The organism is Duganella sp. GW821-FHT07F09, from assembly GCF_059418705.1.
Window position 1 is genome coordinate 296,816 of sequence record NZ_JBWKQJ010000002.1, and the last position, 17,570, is coordinate 314,385.

Below are 17,570 nucleotides of genomic sequence, written 5' to 3' on the forward strand. Positions count from 1 at the left end.
TTCAATAGATGTCATCCACCAGTTCCGCACGCCCACAAGGCAAACGCACCAGCGCAGGCAAGGCCGAACCGGCCGCCCAGGCAACGGGCAAAGACATGCCGCTCAAGCGCGGCACCACCGGCGTCGACATGCGCATCTACCGCGCCGTCGTCAACGCCGTCATGAGCCACCGCCTGCCACCCGGCACCCATCTGGGCGAAGCCGATTTCTGCGAGCTCTATCAGGTCAGCCGCACCACCGTGCGCAAGGCGCTGCAACGGCTGGCGCACGACCACATCATCGAGCTGCGCCCCAATCGCGGCGCCGTCATCGCCTCGCCCACGCCGGAGGAGGCGCGCGACATCTTCGCCGCGCGCCGCGCCATCGAGCGCGAGATCATGCCGCTGGTGATACGCAACGCCACGCCGGCGTCGCTGCGGCAGATACGCGCCGCGCTCGAAGCGGAGGACCAGGCGCGCCGCACGGGCGACCGCGCCGGCTGGATACGGCTGGGCGGCGAGTTCCACATCCTGCTGGCCGAACTGGCAGGCAACCACGTGCTGCTGCGCTTCATGGCGGAACTGGTATCGCGCTGTTCGCTGATCATCGCGCTCTACGAAAAGCCCGGCGCGCCGATGTGCGGCAACCACGAACACCAGGATCTGGCGACCCTGATCGAGCAGGGAAAAGTCGCCGAGGCGACGCACCTGATCGAGCACCACCTGCTGGAAATCGAAGCGCGCCTGCGCCTCGACACCACCCACAAAAAGGTCAACCTGGCCGAAGTCCTCTCAGGTTTTTAAGGCGCATGCAAAAAACATCTGGCCCCGTCTGGCCCGCAAATTGCTAGAAAAGAGAACGAGATTGAATCCAATCCTCAAGCGGGATTGGATACAAAAATAGTTCGTTCATACCGCCTCTTCACCCACTGACTGGAGTTCGCATGATGTCTCAACTCGTAACCCGTACCGCCGCAGTACTAGTGGTTCTCGCCGGCTGCGCCGGCGCCGCCCAAGCCGCCGACTGGAGCGATACCTACCTCGGCTACCGCTACGGCACCAGGTTCGCCGAGCCGTTCAACGACACGGACATCACCAAGAACATCGTCAACTTCAGCCACGTCTCGGGCTACAAATACGGCAAGAACTTCATCAACGTCGACTTCCTGATGTCGTCCCACGACGACCCATCGTCGGCGGGAGCGGCCAGCGGCGCGCACGAAGCGTACGCCGTGTACCGCCACACGCTCGACCTGGGCAAGGTCACGGGAAGCAATTGGGCCTTCGGTCCGGTGCGCGGCGTCGGCGCCACCCTCGGCTTCGACTACAACAGCAAAACCGACGCCGGCTACAACTCCAAGAAGCGCATGGTCGTCGCCGGGCCCACCCTGATGATGGACGTACCGGGCTTCCTCGACATCAGCCTGCTCGCGCTATGGGAGAGCAACGCGCCGTTCAACACCTACACCAACGTCGCCACGCCGCGCTACCGCTACGACACCCACGCCATGCTCACCGCCGCATGGGGCATCCCGTTCAACATCGGCATTCCGCTGTCGTTCGAGGGTTTCGCCAATTTCATCGACAAGAAAGGCAAGGACGAATTCGGCGGCGACACCGCGCGCGAAACCAACATCGACATGCAGATCATGTACGACGCCAGCGCCGTCGTCAGCGCGCCGAAGAACACCTTCAAGATCGGCGTCGAATACCAGTACTGGAAAAACAAATTCGGCAACTCGGACAAGAACAACCCGGGCGCCACGGCCAGAACGCCGATGGTCCGCGCGGAATACCATTTCTAGTCCACTCTCAATCCAATCTCGATACCGCTAAAGGAACCGCATGATGAATCGTCGCACAATGATCGCGCTGGCCACGCTGGCCGCCTCCCTCGGCGCCGCCGCCCTGCCCGCGCTGGCGGCCGAACCGCTGAAGATCGGCTTTGTCTACGTCGGCCCGGTCGGCGACGCCGGCTGGACCTACGCCCACGACCAGGGCCGCCTGGCGATGGAAAAGGCGCTGGCCGGCAAAGTCAAATCCACCTACGTGGAAAACGTGCCGGAGGGCGCCGACGCCGAACGCGTGATCCGCAAGCTCGTCGCCGAAGGGAACAAGCTGATTTTCACCACCTCGTTCGGCTACATGAACCCGACCGAGAAGGTGGCCAAGTCGGCCCCCGGCGTGGTGTTCCTGCACGCCACCGGCTTCAAAAGCGGCAAGAACCTGGGCACCTACGAATCGCGCCTGTACGAGGGCGCGTACCTGAACGGCATCCTGGCCGGCAAAATGACCAAGTCCAAGACCTTGGGCTTCATCGCCTCCTTCCCGGTCCCTGAAGTGATCCGCAACATCAACGCCTTCACCCTGGGCGCGCAAAGCGTCAACCCCGGCATCAAGACCAAGGTGATTTGGGTGAACTCGTGGTACGACCCGGCCAAGGAACGCCAGGCGGCGGAAACCCTGGTGGCGCAAGGCGCCGACGTCATGGCGCAGAACACCGACTCGCCGGCCACCTTGCAGGTCGCGCAGGAAAAAGGCGTATATGCCTTCGGCTGGGACTCGGACATGTCGCGCTTCGCGCCGAAGGCCCACCTGACCGCCGCCACCAACGACTGGTCCGGCTACTACATCGACGCCGCCAAGGCGGTCCTCGCCGGCACCTGGAAAACCGGCGACTATCGCGGCGGCCTGAAAGAAGGCATGGTCAAGATGTCGAAGCTGAACGCCGTGGTTCCGGCCGACGCGGGCAAGATCTTCGAAGAGAAGAAGGCCGCGCTGACGGCGGGCACCTTCAACCCGTTCACCGGTCCGATCAAGGACCAGTCGGGCGCGGTCAAGTACGCGGCCGGCGTCGCCGTGCCGCTGAAGGACCTGCTGTCGATGAACTTCTACGTGCAAGGCGTGGACGGCGCGATCCCCAAATAAAGCACCGGCAAAAGCGGGGCGCGCCACGGCCCCGCCAATCGGACACACATGACAATCGATCCCGTTTTATTCAACGACTGGCATCCGGTGGCGCTGTCCGCGCGGATCGTGGCCGGCGCCATCACCGCCACCGACCTGCTGGACACGCGCATCGCCTTGTGGCGCGACAGCGGCGGCGCCGTCCACGCGTGGGAAGACCGCTGCCCGCATCGCGGCACGCGCCTGTCGATGGGTGCGATAGTGGGTGGCACACAGGGCGACACGCTGCGCTGCGCCTACCACGGCTGGCGCTTCGACGGCGAGGGCCGCTGCCGGCACATCCCCGCGCTGCCGGCGCTGCAAGCCGACAAACTCAAAGCGCGGGTCGACGCCTTCCACACGCATGAAAAATACGGGATGGTATGGGTTTGCATCGGGTCGCCTGCCGACTCCGGGCCGCCGCGCTTTCCGGAATTCGCGGACGAGCGCCTGCGCAAGGTCTGGTGCGGCCCGTACGAGGTGCGAAGCAGCGGGCCGCGCATCGTCGAGAACTTCCTCGACATGGCGCACTTCGCCTTCGTGCACGACGGCATACTGGGCGTGCCCGAGCACGCGGCGATTCCCGACTACACGGTCGAAACGTTCGACGATGCAGACCATGGCAGCGGCGTCCGGGCCAAGCAATGCCGCGCGTGGCAGCCGCAAGCCAGCAAGGCCGCCACCGGCGGCAGCGACATCGAATACACGTATCGCGTGGTGCGGCCGCTGACGGCGATACTGACCAAGCATCCGCCGGGCGGCATCGCCGAAGCGATCGCGCTGCTGCCGCAACCGCTGACCGAGACCACCACCCGCGTGTGGATCATCATGGCGCTGAACGATTTCACCTCGGACGACGACGCCCTGCGCGGCTTCCAGGACACCATCTTCCTGCAGGACCTGCCGATTTTGGAAAGCCAGAGCCCCGCGCGGCTGCCGCTGATCCCCGGCGCGGAAGTGTCGGTGGCGTGCGACCGCATGTCGCTGGCCTACCGCAATTACCTGAAGCGGCAGAACGTGCGCTACGGCGTGCTGCGCGAGGACTAAACAAAGGAACGATATGACGACACCGACCGCGCAAGACCACGCATTCCTCACCCGCGTATTGGCGCTGGCGCAGCGCTCGCGCGACGAAGGCCACCACCCGTTCGCGGCAATGGTGGTCGCCGCCGACGGCAGCGTCATCGCCGAGGCGATGAACGCCTCCAGCGGCGACCGCACCGCGCACGCGGAGATGAACGCGCTGCGCATGGCATCCCAAAAACACAGTCCCGCGCAACTGGCCGGCGCCACCTTGTACGCCAACGCCGAACCGTGCGCCATGTGCGCCGGCGGCACCTACTGGAGCGGCGTCGGCCGCGTCGTCTACGCGATGTCGGAAGCGAGCCTGCTGGAACTGACCGGTAGCGATCCCGAAAATCCGACCTTGTCGCTGCCGTGCCGCGACGTCTTCGCGCGCGGCCAGCGTCCGACCGAAGTTATCGGTCCGCTGCGCGAGGACGAGGCGCGCGTCGCCCACGCCGGCTTCTGGCGCAAATAGCGCTTGAGAATGGCGGATGAAAAACGCAGCACCCGGGCAAAAGTGCCTATTTTCAAGGTAGTGAGTTGGTTGACGCACCTTAAAGCTGAGCGTCGGCGACGGTCTAGTCTTGAAGGCATGCGGGCCGGTCCGGTCTGCCCTTTCAAGGAGTCGCCATGTTCCCACTTAAATCGCCCAAACTCTTAGCGTCGCGCGTCGTACGCCCGCTGGCCCTGCTGGCCATCGCCGCGCTGGCCGCACCTGGCGCCGCGCTGGCAAACAGCAACTGGACGTCGGTCGGCTCGACCGGCATCGTCGATGAATCGTGCTACTTCGCCGTACAGATGGAAAACTTCGAGGCGAGGTTGATGCCCGGCCTGCTGGTCCCCTGCAAGGTGCGCTACCAGGTCACCGACACCTACGGCACCCCCGGGGGCCTGGTGCCGGCCCGCGCCCTGTTCGCGCACATCCGTGACACCAATGTCAGCCCTGGACGGGTCACGGCGCGCCTGCTCGCCTATCCCATCGCGGGCGGTGCGCCGGTCTCGGTGGCATTCATCGACAGCGACGCGCCCGGCCCCATCCCCGTCCCTCTTGCGAACGGGTTCAGGGAGTACCGCAACCCCGCGACCTGCATCGGCGCTTTCAACCTCAACTTCTCGTTGAACAGCTATTGGATCGAGGTCGATCTGGTCCCCGCGCTGCTCCCCGCGATACCGGGGCCGCTGGCGATCGGCATGCTCCAGATACGTAACTGCTAGGCCGGAGCGCCGCAGCCAAGGGTGGCGCCGCATCGCCGCAGCGCCGCCCTCCGCCGCCGAACAGCGCCAATTCAATGCTCTCTGGCATACATTGCACACTTACCGATTAGACAAATTTCCCTTAAAAACAAAGACTTAAGCCAAAAGATTAATGTTTCCTGGCGACAAAATCGCGCCGCACCATAGAAGGTATTTGATTAATCCGCGCTTTCGGATCAAAGTGTCAACCTGAGCCGTGCATCGATCGATGGCGGGGAGACAACCGTGAACCTTTTGCATCCGACCCTACTGACAGCGCTGCTGGCCACCGCCAGCGCCGGCGCCCAAACCCCGCAAGCGGAAACGCCGGCGTCCGCCGCAGGCATGTCCACGCCCTATTCGGATTCGTACGTGCCGCGCTCGATGCGCCAGCCGCAGCGCGACATCGCGCCGGGGCCGGTGCTGCTGCGCTTCACCACGGTGCAAAAGCTGAAAAAACGTTTTGAGGACGCCGACACCGACCACAGCGGCACGTTGAGCCGGGAAGAGGCGCGCCAGGCCGGCCTGGGCGTGGTCGACAAGAATTTCGACAACATCGACACCGCGCAGCGCGGCAACGTCAGCTTCGACGACCTGAACGCCTATCTGATCCAGCGCCGCGAGGAATCGCGCTCGCGCTGACCGGCGCCGGCCCGCCTTTACAGCGGCGGCGCGTCCCTGCGCGGCAAAGTCAGGCTGAACGCCGCGCCTTCGCCCGGCGTGCTGGCGACCGTCAAGGTGCCCTCGTGCACCTCGGCCAGCTCGCGCGAAATATACAAGCCCAGTCCCAGGCCCGACGGCACCTCGTTGCCGACGCCGCGCTCGTACGGTTCAAAGATCTTGGCCTGTTGCTCGGGCGCGATGCCCGGCCCCTGGTCGCGCACCTCGACCCGCACCAGATCCTGCTCCACCACCAGCGACACCGCCACCGGCTGCTGCGCGCCGTAGCGCAGCGCGTTGGTCAGCAGGTTGACGACGATCTGCTCGATGCGGAACTCGTCCCACCAGCCGCTGACCGGGGTGTCGGCGTCGAGGCTGATGGTGCAGCCGGCCGTGGCGGCCTGCGGCGTCAGGTCGTGCACCACCCGCCGCAGCAGGCCCGACAGCTCCACCCAGCCCGGCCGCAGCGACAGCTTGCCGCTGCGGATGCGCGAGACGTCGAGCATGTCGTCGATCAGGCGGATGATGCTCTGGATCTGGCGGTCGTCGCGCGCCACCATGCGCTGCAACTGTTCGGCGCCGAAGGCGGCCATGTTGCCGCGCTCGAGCTGCATCTTGCGCAGCTGCGTTTCCAGGTACAGGGTGTTGAGCGGCGTGCGCATCTCGTGCGACACCATCGACATGAACTCGTCGCGCATCGACAGCGCCCGCTGCAGTTGCGTCTGCGCCGCGTTCAGTTCGGCCAGGGTGGCCTCCTGCTTCTGCCGCGCCAGCTCCAGCGCCTGCACCTGGCGCCGCGTGGCCTCGCGCTGCTCGTACAACTGGACGAAGACCTCGACCTTGCTGCGCACGGCGCGCGAGTCGAGCGGCTTGTACAGCACATCGACGGCGCCGGCCTCGTAGCCCTTGAAGGAATAGTTCAGTTCCTTGCCGGCGGCGGTGACGAAGACGATCGGGATTTGGCGGGTGCGCTCGGTGCCACGCATCAGCTCGGCCAGTTCGAAGCCGTCCATGCCGGGCATCTGCACGTCGAGGAAGGCCATCGCGAAGTCGTGCTGCAGCAGCAAGGCCAGCGCCTCCTCGCCGGAACCGGCCTGGAAGATCTCGCGCCCGTCGCCGCGGATGACGGCGTTGAGCGCTTGCAGGTTTTCCGGCAGATCGTCGACGATCAGCAGTTTGGTCGGGTGCTCGGCTTGCATCAATTATTCTCCAGCATCAACAGCATTGTGTGTATCGCGTCCAGCGGCAGGACCAGGTCCGGCGTCCGCAGACGGATTGCTTCTTTCGGCATCGTGGCCACTTCGGCCTCGTGCGGGTCCTGCACCACGGTCAGGCCGCCGGCGCGGCCGATGGCGGCCAGGCCGGCGGCGCCGTCCTGATTGGCGCCGGTCAATAAAATGCCCAGCAAAGCCGGGCCGTAGGCGTCCGCCGCCGATTCCATGAGGAAATCAATCGCGGGGCGGGCGAAGTGCAGCGGCGCCTCGCAGCTGAGCGAAAAGCTGCGGTCCGACTCAACCGACAAATGGTAGCCGGAACCGCCGAAATACAGCGTCCCGGATGACAGCTGTTCCTTGTCGCCGGCCTCGCACACCCGCAGCGCCATGCGCTGGCGGAACACCTCGGCCAGCTGGCTTTGGCGGTTCTCCGGCAGGTGCAGCAGCGCCACCAGCGGCCGGCCGTAACCGGCGGGCAGGCCCGGCAGCAGCTTGAGCAGCGCGCCCACGCCGCCGGCCGAGGCGCCGATCACCACCGCCTCGATCTTGCGGCCGGCCAGCGCGGCGGCGATCGCCGCCGTCGTCGGCAAACCTGGTGGCGCCCCCGTCGTCCGCACCATTTTCAACGCTTCCTGAACAGCCGCTCGCGCTTTTGCACCGGCTCGAAACTGGGCGCGTAGGCGGAAAAATCGATGCTTTCCTTGCTGCCGAGGCCGAGAAAGCCGCGATGGCACAGCGACTCGTGGAACAAGCCGAACGCGCGCTCCTGCAGCCTCTTCTTAAAGTAGATCATGACGTTGCGGCAGCTGATCAAGTGGGTCTCGGCGAACACGGCGTCGGTCGCCAGGCTGTGGTCGGCGTAGGTGACGTTCTCGCACAGCGAACTGTCGAACAGGGCCGCATCATAGGCCGCCGTGTAGTAGTCGGAAAAACTGCGCGTGCCGCCGCCGGCCTGGTAATTGGCCGTGTATTCGCGCATGGCGTCGAGCGGAAACACGCCCTTGCGCGCCTTCTCCAGCGACTGCGGATTGATGTCGGTCGCGTAGATCATGCTGCGCTCGAGCAAACCCTCCTCCTTGAGCAGGATGGCCATCGACACCACCTCTTCGCCGGTGCTGCAGCCGGCGATCCAGATCTTCAGCGACGGATAGGTGCGCAGCACCGGCACCACGTGTTCGCGCAGCGCCTTGAAATAGCCGGGGTCGCGGAACATCGACGTCACCGGGATGGTGAGGTATTGCAGCAACTGGCTGAACGCGGCCGGCTCGTGCATGATGCGCGCCTGCAGCGCCGAGATGCTGGCGCACTCCATTTCCTTGAGCGCATGCAGCACGCGGCGCTTCTGCGAGGCGCCGGTGTAGTCGCGGAAATCGTAGCTGTACTTCATGTAGATGGCTTCCATCAACACTTTAAGCTCGATGTCGGTGTCGCTATGTTGCATACGCTCCCCTCCCCATCATCCGCCGCGCTCGCCGTTGGGCATCCACACCCGCAGCAGGGAATACAGGCGCGACAGGTCGATCGGCTTGGCCAGGTAATCGCTGGCGCCGGCGGCCAGGCATTGTTCCTGGTCGTCCTTCATCGCCTTGGCGGTGATGGCGATGATAGGCAGGCGGGCGAAGCGGGCGTCGGCGCGGATGTGGCGCGTCGCCTCCAGCCCGTCCATGCCCGGCATCATCACATCCATCAGCACCAGGTCGATGTCGGGATTCTGGTCGAGTTTTTCAATCGCCTCGAAGCCGTTGCGGCCCACCTCGACCAGCACGCCCTTCTGCTCCAGCGCGCTGGTCAGCGCGAAAATGTTGCGCACGTCGTCGTCGACCAGCAGGATGCGCCGGCCTTCGAACACGCGGTCGCGCGAGCGCACCGTGCGCAGCATGGTCTGGCGCTCGGACGACAGGTCGGCCTCGACCTTGTGCAGGAACAAGGTCACCTCGTCGAGCAGGCGCTCCGGCGAACGGGCCCCCTTGATGATGATCGAGCGCGAATACTTGTGCAGGTCGGCCTCCTCGGCGCGCGACAGGTTGCGGCCGGTGTAGACGATCACCGGCGGGAATGCCGCCAGCTGCTCGCCGGCCATGCGCTGCAACAGCTCGTTGCCCTGCATGTCGGGCAACTTGAGGTCGATGATCATGCAATCGAACACGGTGGTGCGCAGCAGCGCCAGCGCCTCCTCGCCGCTGCCGACGTCGACGATGTCGACATCGTCGTCGGAGATCAGCCGCACCACGCTGTCGCGCTGGCGGTCGTCGTCCTCGACCAGCAGCACGCGCTTGATCTTTTGCGTCAGCTTGGTTTCGATGCGGCGGAACACTTCCATCAACTGTTCGCGCGTGGTCGGCTTGAGCGCGAAACCGATCGCGCCCAGGTGCAGCGCGGCCTCGCCGGCGTCGGTGCCGGACACCACGTGCACGGGAATGTGGCGGGTCTGGGCGTCGTCCTTGAGCAGTTGCAGCACCGACAGGCCGGAGCGGTCGGGCAGGCGGATATCGAGCAGCACCGCGTTGGGGCGGTGCAGGCGCGCCAGTTCCAGCCCCTCGTCGGCGTCGAAGGCGACCAGGCAGCGGTATTGTTTTTCATGCGCCAGGTCGTACAGGATGCGGGCGAAGGCGGGATCGTCCTCGATCACCAGCACCGAGCGGGCGTTGTCGGCGCCCGGCGGCAGCTGCTCGCGGTCGTCGTCGAAGGCGCGCACGCGCGGCGTCGCTTCTTCTTTATCGGCGCCGTGGCCTTGGGACGCGGGCGGCGACGTCGCGGCGATAGCCAGGCCGAGCGACGTGGCCGCGTAGGCGCCGACGCCGCCGTTGTCATCCATGGTGGCCGGCGCGCTGGCGCTGCCGATGCGCGGTCCCGGCTCGGGCGCGGTCCAGCGCAAGGGCATCGTCAAGGTGAAGCAACTACCCTTGCCCGGCTCGCTGACCAGGCTGATGGCGCCGCCCAGCAGATGCGCCAGGTCGCGCGAAATCGACAGGCCCAGGCCGGTGCCGCCGTACTTGCGGCTGGTGGTGCCGTCGGCCTGCTGGAAGGCGTTGAAAATGCCCTGCTGGTCTTCATGGCGGATGCCGATGCCGGTGTCCTGCACCGAGAAGCCGACCGCGCCCTCGCCGGCGGCGTGCACGGCCAGGGTGATCTGCCCGCTGCTGGTGAACTTGAGCGCGTTCGACAGCAGGTTCTTGAGTATCTGTTCCAGGCGCTGGCGGTCGGTGACCATGTGCGTGGCCAGGTCGTCGGCCACCTGCACGTGGAAGGCCAGTTTCTTTTGCTGGGCCAGCGGTTCGAACACCATCGCCATGCCTTCGACCACGTGGCGCAGCGACAGCTGCTCCGGCACCAGCTCCAGCTTGCCCGCCTCGACCTTGGAAATGTCGAGGATGTCGTTGATCAGGTTCAGCAGATCGTTGCCGGCCGAGTAAATCGTGTTGGCGAAGCGCACCTGCTCGTCGTTCAGGTTGCCGGCGCTGTTTTCCGACAGCAACTTGGCCAGGATCAGCGAGCTGTTCAAAGGCGTGCGCAACTCGTGCGACATATTCGCCAGGAACTGCGACTTGTACTGGCTGGCGCGCTCCAGCTCGCGGGCGCGCTCCTCCAGGTCCAGCTGCGCCTTGACCAGTGCGGCGTTTTTCTGGTCCAGCGCGGTGCCCTGCTCGGCCAGTTGCTCGTTGGTCTGTTCCAGTTCAGCCTTCTGGTTCTCCAGGCTGGCCTGCGATTCTTCCAGCACGCGCGACTGTTCTTCCAGTTCCTCGTTGGCGGTGCGCAGTTCCTCCTGCTGCACCTGCAATTCCTCGTTGAGTTGCTGGGTTTCCTCCAGCACTTCCTGCAAGCGCTGGCGCGACTGGCTGGCCTCGATGGCGTTGCCGATGTTGCCCTTGACCAGGGTAAGGAAATCCATGTCGCGCACCGTGATCGGACGCAGCAGGCCGATTTCGACCACGCCGTTGATCTGGCCGTCGTTGTCCAGCGGCGCCAGTAGCACGCTGGCCGGCGTCCCGGAACCCAGGCCGGAGGCGACCTGGATGTAATCGGCCGGCACCTTGTCGAGGCGGATCAGGCGCCGTTCCAGCGCGGCTTGCGCCACCAGGCTCTCGCCGGATTTGAGCTGCTGGTCGCGCCGCTCCCACTCGGCGCTGAAGCCGTAGGACGCCACGCGGCGCAGGCTGCCATCCGGGTTGCGCAGATACAGCGCGCCGACCACCGCGTTCATGTAACGCGCCAGGAATTGCAGCAGCACCGCCGACAGTTGCGGCAGGGCCAGCTGGCCGATGCCTTGCTGCGCCAGCTCGCTCTGGCCGGTGCGCAGCCAGGCTTGCTGCTGCAACAGATCGGCGTGCTCGGTGTGCTGGCGCAGCACATCGTTATAGGTCTTCGACAGGCCGAGCAGCTCGCGCCGTCCGAACCAGGCCAGCGCGCCGCCCACGCCCAGGGTCAACACCAGATACACCGCCGCCACCATGCCCGTCACATTGCGGGCCGAGGCGTTGCGGTCCTGGCGCATGCGCATCTCGACATCGATGAAGGCGTCGAGCTGGCGGCGGATCTCGTCAAACTGGTTCTTGCCGCGCCCGGTCTTGACCGGCCCGGTCACATCGCCGTTGGCGGCGCGCAACCGTATCATTTCCTGCGCATACTGGTCCCATTGCAGATGCTGGGCCTCGATCAGGCGCAGGCGGTCGACCTGGGCGTGGTTGTCTTCCACCAGTTTCAGCAAACTGGCCAGGCTGGAGGCCACCTTCGGCTTCGCGAGCACATAGGGTTGCAGGAACGATTCCTCGCCGGCCAGCATGTAGCCGCGCAGGCCGGTCTCCATATCGACCATTTCCTTGCTGATCTCGCTGGCGTTGCCGATCACGCGCTCGCTGTGCTCGACCCAGTTCATGGTCGTGACCAGGTACACCAGCAGCACGACGAACACGCCGGCGCTGACGACGCCGGCCGCCAGCGGCAAAGTGATGTTACGGGCGAGAATACGACGGAAACCGACGTCGTCGAGCGTTTTATTGGGCATGGCGCGGACCAAGATAACTGGAGAAGCAAGAGTTTATCTCAAATGCAAGCTTAACCAGAGGGCCACTCCAACCGTGCGTGTGGGAAATAACATAGTCCCCACGCACATCTTGCCCTACAACCAACACCCGGACCGCTGAAAGTGGAATTTTCGCGCAAATACGTAGGGCGGATTAGGCGGAACGCCGTAATCCGCCAATGCATGAGCCGTCGAAACGCAGGCATTGGCGGATTACGCTTCGCTAATCCGCCCTACGTGTTTCAGATTAACGCTTCGGCGGCGTGACGATGGGCTTGATCGTGCAAATCGGATTCTTCGGATCGGCGCAGCAGGTCAGCAGCTGGTTCAGCGACTCCAGGTTGGCCTGCTCCCAAAACTCCTTGCTTTGATCGTTGTTGACCGGCATCCAGTGGCTCAACGGATAGCTGTTGGCCAGCGCGTTGCCGTCCTTGGCCGGTATCCTGCCGGCCGCCATCGGCACGAATTGCGAGCAGCTGGCCTGGTCGCCGATGCGGTGGCAGCCGATGCAGGTGTTGTCGCGCGTGCTGATGCTGTTCGAGTGCCACTGCGCGAACTCCTTGCCGATGTTGCTGTAGCGCCCCAATGGATCGGCCGGCAACAGATACTTGAGCTGGCCGATCCACGGGCTGTACATGAAGGGATCGGCGTCGTGGCAGCTCAGGCAGTTTTTCGACGCGGTGGCCGCCGGCGCCCACCAGAACTGGCCGGCGGAGATGCGCTGCGGCGGCGGCGCCTTTTCGTTGGGCGGCGGCACGCGCGAGGCGTCGAAGCCGGTCTTCTGACCCGGCTTGCCCTCGGCATGGAACCAGCAGGTATCGCCGGTGTCGACGTTGTGGGCGACGATGTCGACCTCGTCGAAGAACTTGCTGTTCGGATCGCGCAACTGTTCGCGCCGGCACATGGCCGAGATCTGCGTCTTGCCGTAGGACAGATTCAGCAAGCGGGAATACGGTGTGCACTGGCCGAACGAGCCGTCCGGATACGGCAGCAGCGCCGGACGGTCGCAAGTCATGCCCGGCTTGTACTCGGCCGGGATCTTGCCATCGACGGTGATCGGCACGATGGTACCGTCCAGACAGTTAAAGGCCGGAATCTGCCCGATCATGTCGGCACAAACCTGGCCGTACTCGACGGCGCTCTGCTTGCTATATTTGCTGACGGCGGCCTTGGGCGCCGCCTGCGCAATGCCCACCGTGACGGCCAGCAGCAGGGCGGGAATCAATGACAGCAGGGAAGGCAGGCTCATAATTTCCCCCCGCCACCTTGCGTGTAGGGCAAGGCCACCTTGCGGATCGCCTCCATATAGCGCACGTAGCCGGTGCAGCGGCACAGATTGCCGCCGACCCACGTCTCCATGACCTCGTCGAGCTGGGAGGCCGGCACCGGCGCGCGCTTCAGGTGCGACAGCATGGCCGTGGCCGCCATTAGGAATCCGGGCGCACAGTAGCCGCACTGGAACGAGAAGTTCTCCAGGAAGGCTTGCTGCAACGGCGCCAGCGCCTGTTCCGAGCCCAGGCTTTCAACCGTGTAGATCGACATGTTCTCGACCGCGCAGACGGGCGTGGAGCAGGACAGCGTCTTCTCCAACACCTCGTCCGTGCCCTCGCGGGTGGCGACGGTGCAGGCGCGGCAGACGCCGATACCGCAACAGAATTTGGTGCCGGTCAAGTCCTGGCGTTCATGCAGAAAATCAATCAGGGCCATGTCGGCGTCGCCGGCGTCGGCCTGCACCGGTTTGTCGTTGATGTGGAAGCGGATGGGCTGTGTCATTTCAGGGACTCCAGGACGGCACGCGCGGTGACCGGCGTCGTTGTATAGCGTTTACCGCCGGTGGCCATCGCCAGCGCGTTCAGGATGGAAGGACCGATCGGGCACATCACCGCCTCGGCGATGCCGCGCGCGGTGGTTTCGCCCGGGGCCGGCGGCAGCACGATCAATTCCTGCTGCGGAATATCGGTCGAGCGCGCGATGGCGTAGCGGTTCAGGTTCCAAGTGCCGTTGCCCGGCCCGGTGCGGTCGTTCGGACAATGCTCGAGCAACACGTTCCCCAGCGCCATCGCGATCGCCCCCTGCGACTGGCCGGACACCATCTGCGGGCAATGCTGGACGCCGGCGCTGAGCACCGACACCACCGACTCGACCGCGATCACGCCGGTGCGCGGCTCGATCGTGGCCGCCACCAGCGAACCGCAAGGCGCGTACGTGGTGCGGCCGAAGCGGAAGTTGATCGACGGCGGGTTGGCCACTTGGCCGCGCGGAATCGGCTGCAAGGTATCGACCGTCAGGCCCATGGCGACATAGTCGAGCGGCAAGGTCGTGGCGCCGCTGCGGAAGGTGAACGGCGCCGTGGCAAAGCCGCCGACATAGCTGGCGTGCACCACCGCCACCATCGGCAGCCGCATGCGCGTGGCCTGCTTGACCAGCGCCGACCACGGCAGCGACGACACGCCTTGCGCGTGCAGCCGGTTGTCCTTCCAGCTCAGCGCGGCGGCCGGCACCTCCCTGCCCCAGATGGCGTTGGCCGCCGGCAGCAAGGTCTGCAAAACCAGCGCCAGCCCCGCCTGCTCGACCACGTGGTACTGGTAGAAGGCGCCCAGGCAGGCGCTGGCCGAGCCGGACGCCTTGAGCACGTAGTTTGGCGGCACCGGCGCGGGCGGCTTGGGCAAGGCGGTCGTCAGTTTCAACGAATCGAACAGCTGGGTCTCGCCCATGTTGATGCTGTTGGCGTTGCGTCCGAGGTAGGACGCCGGCGCCAGGCCGAGTGCGGTGGCGGCGCCGTTGCCCATGTCGATGTACGGGGTGTAGATGGTGATGGTGCCGGTCGGCTCGATCTGCACGGCGCCGAACATGCCATCGCCGGAGGTGCCGTAGGCCTCGTTCGACAGCGCGAAACCGACGCCGTACAGCAATCCCTGGCGCTGCTTGGCCTGCTGCGTCAGCTTGCGGTTTTGCCACAGCGGATGCCGCTCCAGACGCTGCAGCATCTCCTCCAGTTGCAGGTCCTGCAGAATCGGCGCGCCCGTCACGGTGGCGCCACGGCCCTTGCCCAGCAGGTTGCGCCGGCGCAGCTCGAAAGGATCGATGTTGAGGGCCTGCGACGCCTCGTCGAGCAAGGTTTCGATCGCCATGAAGGCCTGCGGCCCGCCGAAACCGCGCTGCGAGCCGCCCATCAGTTGCGGCGTTTGCAGCGACCTGGCGTTGGCGATCGCGCGCGGGATGTTGTAGCAGCTCATGGAACTGAGCGCGGCCAGTTGCGCCACGAACGGCGTCAGGTTCATCTGGTCGCCGCCGTTGAGCGTGAAGTCGCAGCGCAGCGCCTGGATCTTGCCGTTGGCGTCCACCGCCAGGGTCTCGCTGAAATCCGTCTCGCACCGCTTCAGGCCGACCTGGAACTGCTCGAAACGGCTTTGCGCCCAGCGCAGCGGCCCGCTCGAGAACGGCGCGGCCAAGGCCAGGTACATCGAGAACAGCGACGAATCGCGCCCGCCGAAGCCGCCGCCGGGATAGCAGGACAACAAATCGATGTCCTTCACCGGGTAGGCGCTGCCGTCGAAGATATCGGCCGCGTTGCGCAGGTCGCCGCTGGGCGACTGCGTGCCCAGCACCAGGTTCAGTTGCCGGGTGGCCGGGTCGTACCACGCCATGCCCGACTCCGGCTCCATGAACATCGGATCGATGGTCTGCGTGTAGAACCGGCGCGTGAAGGTCGGCCAGGTCTTGCCGTCGATCGCCGCCGAGATGCCGGCGGACACCGCGTCCTTGTTCGCCGCGTAGTTTGGCGTGTAGACGTAGTTGAAGTTCTTGGCGTCGTCGCGGATATAGCTGGTGACCGGCGTATAGGTGCCGGTCGCGGTGGCGGCCGGCGCGCCGTACTTGATCACGGCCGGATTGAATTGCAGAATTTTAACGGCGCGGCGGTAGGCGTCGAAATTGGCGAAAATCAGCATCGCCACCGGCTGCCCGAAAAAATCGGCCGGCTTGCCGATGGTGGCCAGGAACGGACTGTTCATGCCGTCGGCCAGTTTCAGCTTTTTATCGACCAGGGCCTGGGCGTCGATCACCGCCACCGGACGCAACTCGGCGGGCAACATGCCGAGGTCGTATCCCGCCACCACTTGGTCGTAGCGGTCGCAGCGCACCGCGTACAGGAACTGCTCGTTCTGCGGCCAGTCCTTGAAGTCGCGTGCCTTGAAATCGCGCGCGTAGATTTTTTGCCCCAGCACCTTGGGCAGGCCATCGATGCGCCATCGGGCCCGGCCCGGCTCGGGCGCCCAGGCCGGCACCTCGGTCAAACGCGGCCGGGACGCGTTCATCGCCATGCCGGGCAGGCTGGTCACCGACAAACCGACGGTCGCCCCGCTGGCCAATACTTTTAAAAAGGTACGACGAGTCACTTCTGGAGTAATACCCATGATTCCGTTCTCTGGTAGTCGGACTGCGACGATATCGGAATTGCCAGTGGGAATTATCGTACCATTGGGGTTGGGCGTGAAAAATATCGAATTGTCACAATGCAAAATTGCAACACTTGGCGGACTATGAAAAGACTGGCAGCACTGTGCACCCTGGCCTTCGTGAGCTTGACCGCCCTCGCGAGTGCGGACGAGCTGGTGGCGGTCTACCAAGGTAGCCGGCCTCCGTTCTCGTTCCGCGACGCGCAAGGCAAAGCCGGCGGTATCGAGGCGGACGTGGTTGCAGAAGCGCTGCGGCGCGCCGGACGCCGCGTCACCTTTCGCGAAACACCCAACGTGCGGCTGCTGCCGTTCAGGGAGGGCGACGGCGTCGACCTGGCCGTGAGCGTGCGCGGCAGCGACGGACGCGGCGTGTATTTCTCGGACGAGTTCGTCACCTTCCACAACGTCGCCATTTCGCGACGGGACCGCCACATCGTGCTCAAGACGATCGCCGATCTGGACCGCTACACTTTCGCCATCTGGCAAAACGGCTGGCGCGACCTGGGTCCCGCCTTCGAAGCGCGCTACCGGCCGGGCGCCGATGGCCGCTTCCCGGGCAACTACTTCCAGCCTTCCAACCAGCAAGCCCAAAACAAGATGTTCTGGTTCGGCCGGGTCGACGTGATCGTCGTCGACAAACAAGTCTTCGAGTGGTATCGCAAGCAGTTCAGCACCCAGTTCGACACGCGGGTGGCGCTCGACTACCATGCCATTTTCGACGCGACCACCGGCTTCAAGGTCGGCTTCCGCAGCCGCGACCTGCGCGACGCCTTCAACCGCGCGCTGATCGAGATGCGCAAGGACCACAGCTACTCGCGCATCCTCGCGCGGTACGCGCTGCCCTCGCGGCAGTAAGCTGCGCGGCGGGGGGCGGGGTCGACGGGGTGGACCGCGCTTGTAGGGCTTGTTTCGCGAATCACCCGCCTTTCCTGACGAGACAATCAGGATTTCCTGATATGGCACTTGCACCAATGCCATTATAATTTCCAAAATACAA

The 17,570-nt window shown here is 65.1% G+C and carries 15 protein-coding genes; 8 read left to right on the forward strand and 7 right to left on the reverse strand.

Features of this window, described 5'->3' with window-relative positions; all coding sequences use genetic code 11:
* Positions 1-8 precede the first annotated feature (8 nt).
* The 7 genes from AC07P1_RS06380 to AC07P1_RS06410 all read left to right on the forward strand — a co-directional run bounded on the left by AC07P1_RS06380 (position 9) and on the right by AC07P1_RS06410 (position 5,864).
* Positions 9-782: a GntR family transcriptional regulator gene (locus tag AC07P1_RS06380; RefSeq protein ID WP_494695001.1), complete on the forward strand. Its 774-nt coding sequence runs from the start codon at positions 9-11 to the stop codon at positions 780-782.
* A gap of 143 nt (positions 783-925) precedes the next feature.
* Positions 926-1,783, forward strand: a complete 858-nt coding sequence (locus tag AC07P1_RS06385) for an outer envelope protein (protein WP_494695002.1) — start codon at positions 926-928, stop codon at positions 1,781-1,783.
* Between the two features lie 40 nt (positions 1,784-1,823).
* Positions 1,824-2,906, forward strand: coding sequence for a BMP family ABC transporter substrate-binding protein (locus AC07P1_RS06390; protein WP_494695003.1), 1,083 nt, complete (start codon positions 1,824-1,826; stop codon positions 2,904-2,906).
* A gap of 48 nt (positions 2,907-2,954) precedes the next feature.
* Complete coding sequence (locus AC07P1_RS06395; protein WP_494695004.1) at positions 2,955-3,971, forward strand: aromatic ring-hydroxylating dioxygenase subunit alpha; 1,017 nt, start codon at positions 2,955-2,957, stop codon at positions 3,969-3,971.
* Between the two features lie 13 nt (positions 3,972-3,984).
* Complete coding sequence (locus AC07P1_RS06400; RefSeq protein WP_494695005.1) at positions 3,985-4,464, forward strand: nucleoside deaminase; 480 nt, start codon at positions 3,985-3,987, stop codon at positions 4,462-4,464.
* A gap of 155 nt (positions 4,465-4,619) precedes the next feature.
* A complete protein-coding gene (locus tag AC07P1_RS06405) occupies positions 4,620-5,204 on the forward strand; it encodes a hypothetical protein (protein WP_494695006.1) in 585 nt (194 codons plus the stop codon).
* A 264-nt stretch (positions 5,205-5,468) separates the two neighbouring features.
* Complete coding sequence (locus AC07P1_RS06410; RefSeq protein ID WP_494695007.1) at positions 5,469-5,864, forward strand: EF-hand domain-containing protein; 396 nt, start codon at positions 5,469-5,471, stop codon at positions 5,862-5,864.
* 17 nt (positions 5,865-5,881) lie between these two features.
* Here the strand turns inward: AC07P1_RS06410 and AC07P1_RS06415 are convergent, their stop codons facing one another.
* From AC07P1_RS06415 to AC07P1_RS06445, 7 genes are all read right to left on the reverse strand, one after another.
* A complete protein-coding gene (locus tag AC07P1_RS06415; protein WP_494695008.1) occupies positions 5,882-7,081 on the reverse strand; it encodes a hybrid sensor histidine kinase/response regulator in 1,200 nt (399 codons plus the stop codon).
* Positions 7,081-7,716: a chemotaxis protein CheB gene (locus AC07P1_RS06420; RefSeq protein ID WP_494695009.1), complete on the reverse strand. Its 636-nt coding sequence runs from the start codon at positions 7,714-7,716 to the stop codon at positions 7,081-7,083. The genes AC07P1_RS06415 and AC07P1_RS06420 overlap by 1 nt, the downstream gene beginning before the upstream one ends.
* Positions 7,717-7,718: 2 nt before the next feature.
* A complete protein-coding gene (locus AC07P1_RS06425; RefSeq protein WP_494695010.1) occupies positions 7,719-8,537 on the reverse strand; it encodes a CheR family methyltransferase in 819 nt (272 codons plus the stop codon).
* Between the two features lie 15 nt (positions 8,538-8,552).
* Positions 8,553-12,098 carry a response regulator gene (locus tag AC07P1_RS06430; RefSeq protein ID WP_494695011.1) on the reverse strand — a complete coding sequence of 1,182 codons (3,546 nt, stop codon included), beginning with the start codon at positions 12,096-12,098 and terminating at the stop codon, positions 8,553-8,555.
* 265 nt (positions 12,099-12,363) lie between these two features.
* Entirely contained in the window at positions 12,364-13,365 is a 1,002-nt protein-coding gene (locus AC07P1_RS06435) for a hypothetical protein (RefSeq protein ID WP_494695012.1), read from the reverse strand.
* Positions 13,362-13,889, reverse strand: a complete 528-nt coding sequence (locus AC07P1_RS06440) for a (2Fe-2S)-binding protein (RefSeq protein WP_494695013.1) — start codon at positions 13,887-13,889, stop codon at positions 13,362-13,364. Before AC07P1_RS06440 ends, AC07P1_RS06435 begins: the two co-directional genes overlap by 4 nt.
* Positions 13,886-16,531 carry a xanthine dehydrogenase family protein molybdopterin-binding subunit gene (locus AC07P1_RS06445; RefSeq protein WP_494695014.1) on the reverse strand — a complete coding sequence of 882 codons (2,646 nt, stop codon included), beginning with the start codon at positions 16,529-16,531 and terminating at the stop codon, positions 13,886-13,888. The genes AC07P1_RS06440 and AC07P1_RS06445 overlap by 4 nt, the downstream gene beginning before the upstream one ends.
* Before the next feature lie 126 nt (positions 16,532-16,657).
* Between AC07P1_RS06445 and AC07P1_RS06450 the strand changes: the two genes are divergently transcribed.
* On the forward strand, positions 16,658-17,428 hold the full coding sequence (locus AC07P1_RS06450) for a substrate-binding periplasmic protein (protein ID WP_494695015.1): 771 nt from the start codon (positions 16,658-16,660) through the stop codon (positions 17,426-17,428).
* Positions 17,429-17,570 lie beyond the last annotated feature (142 nt).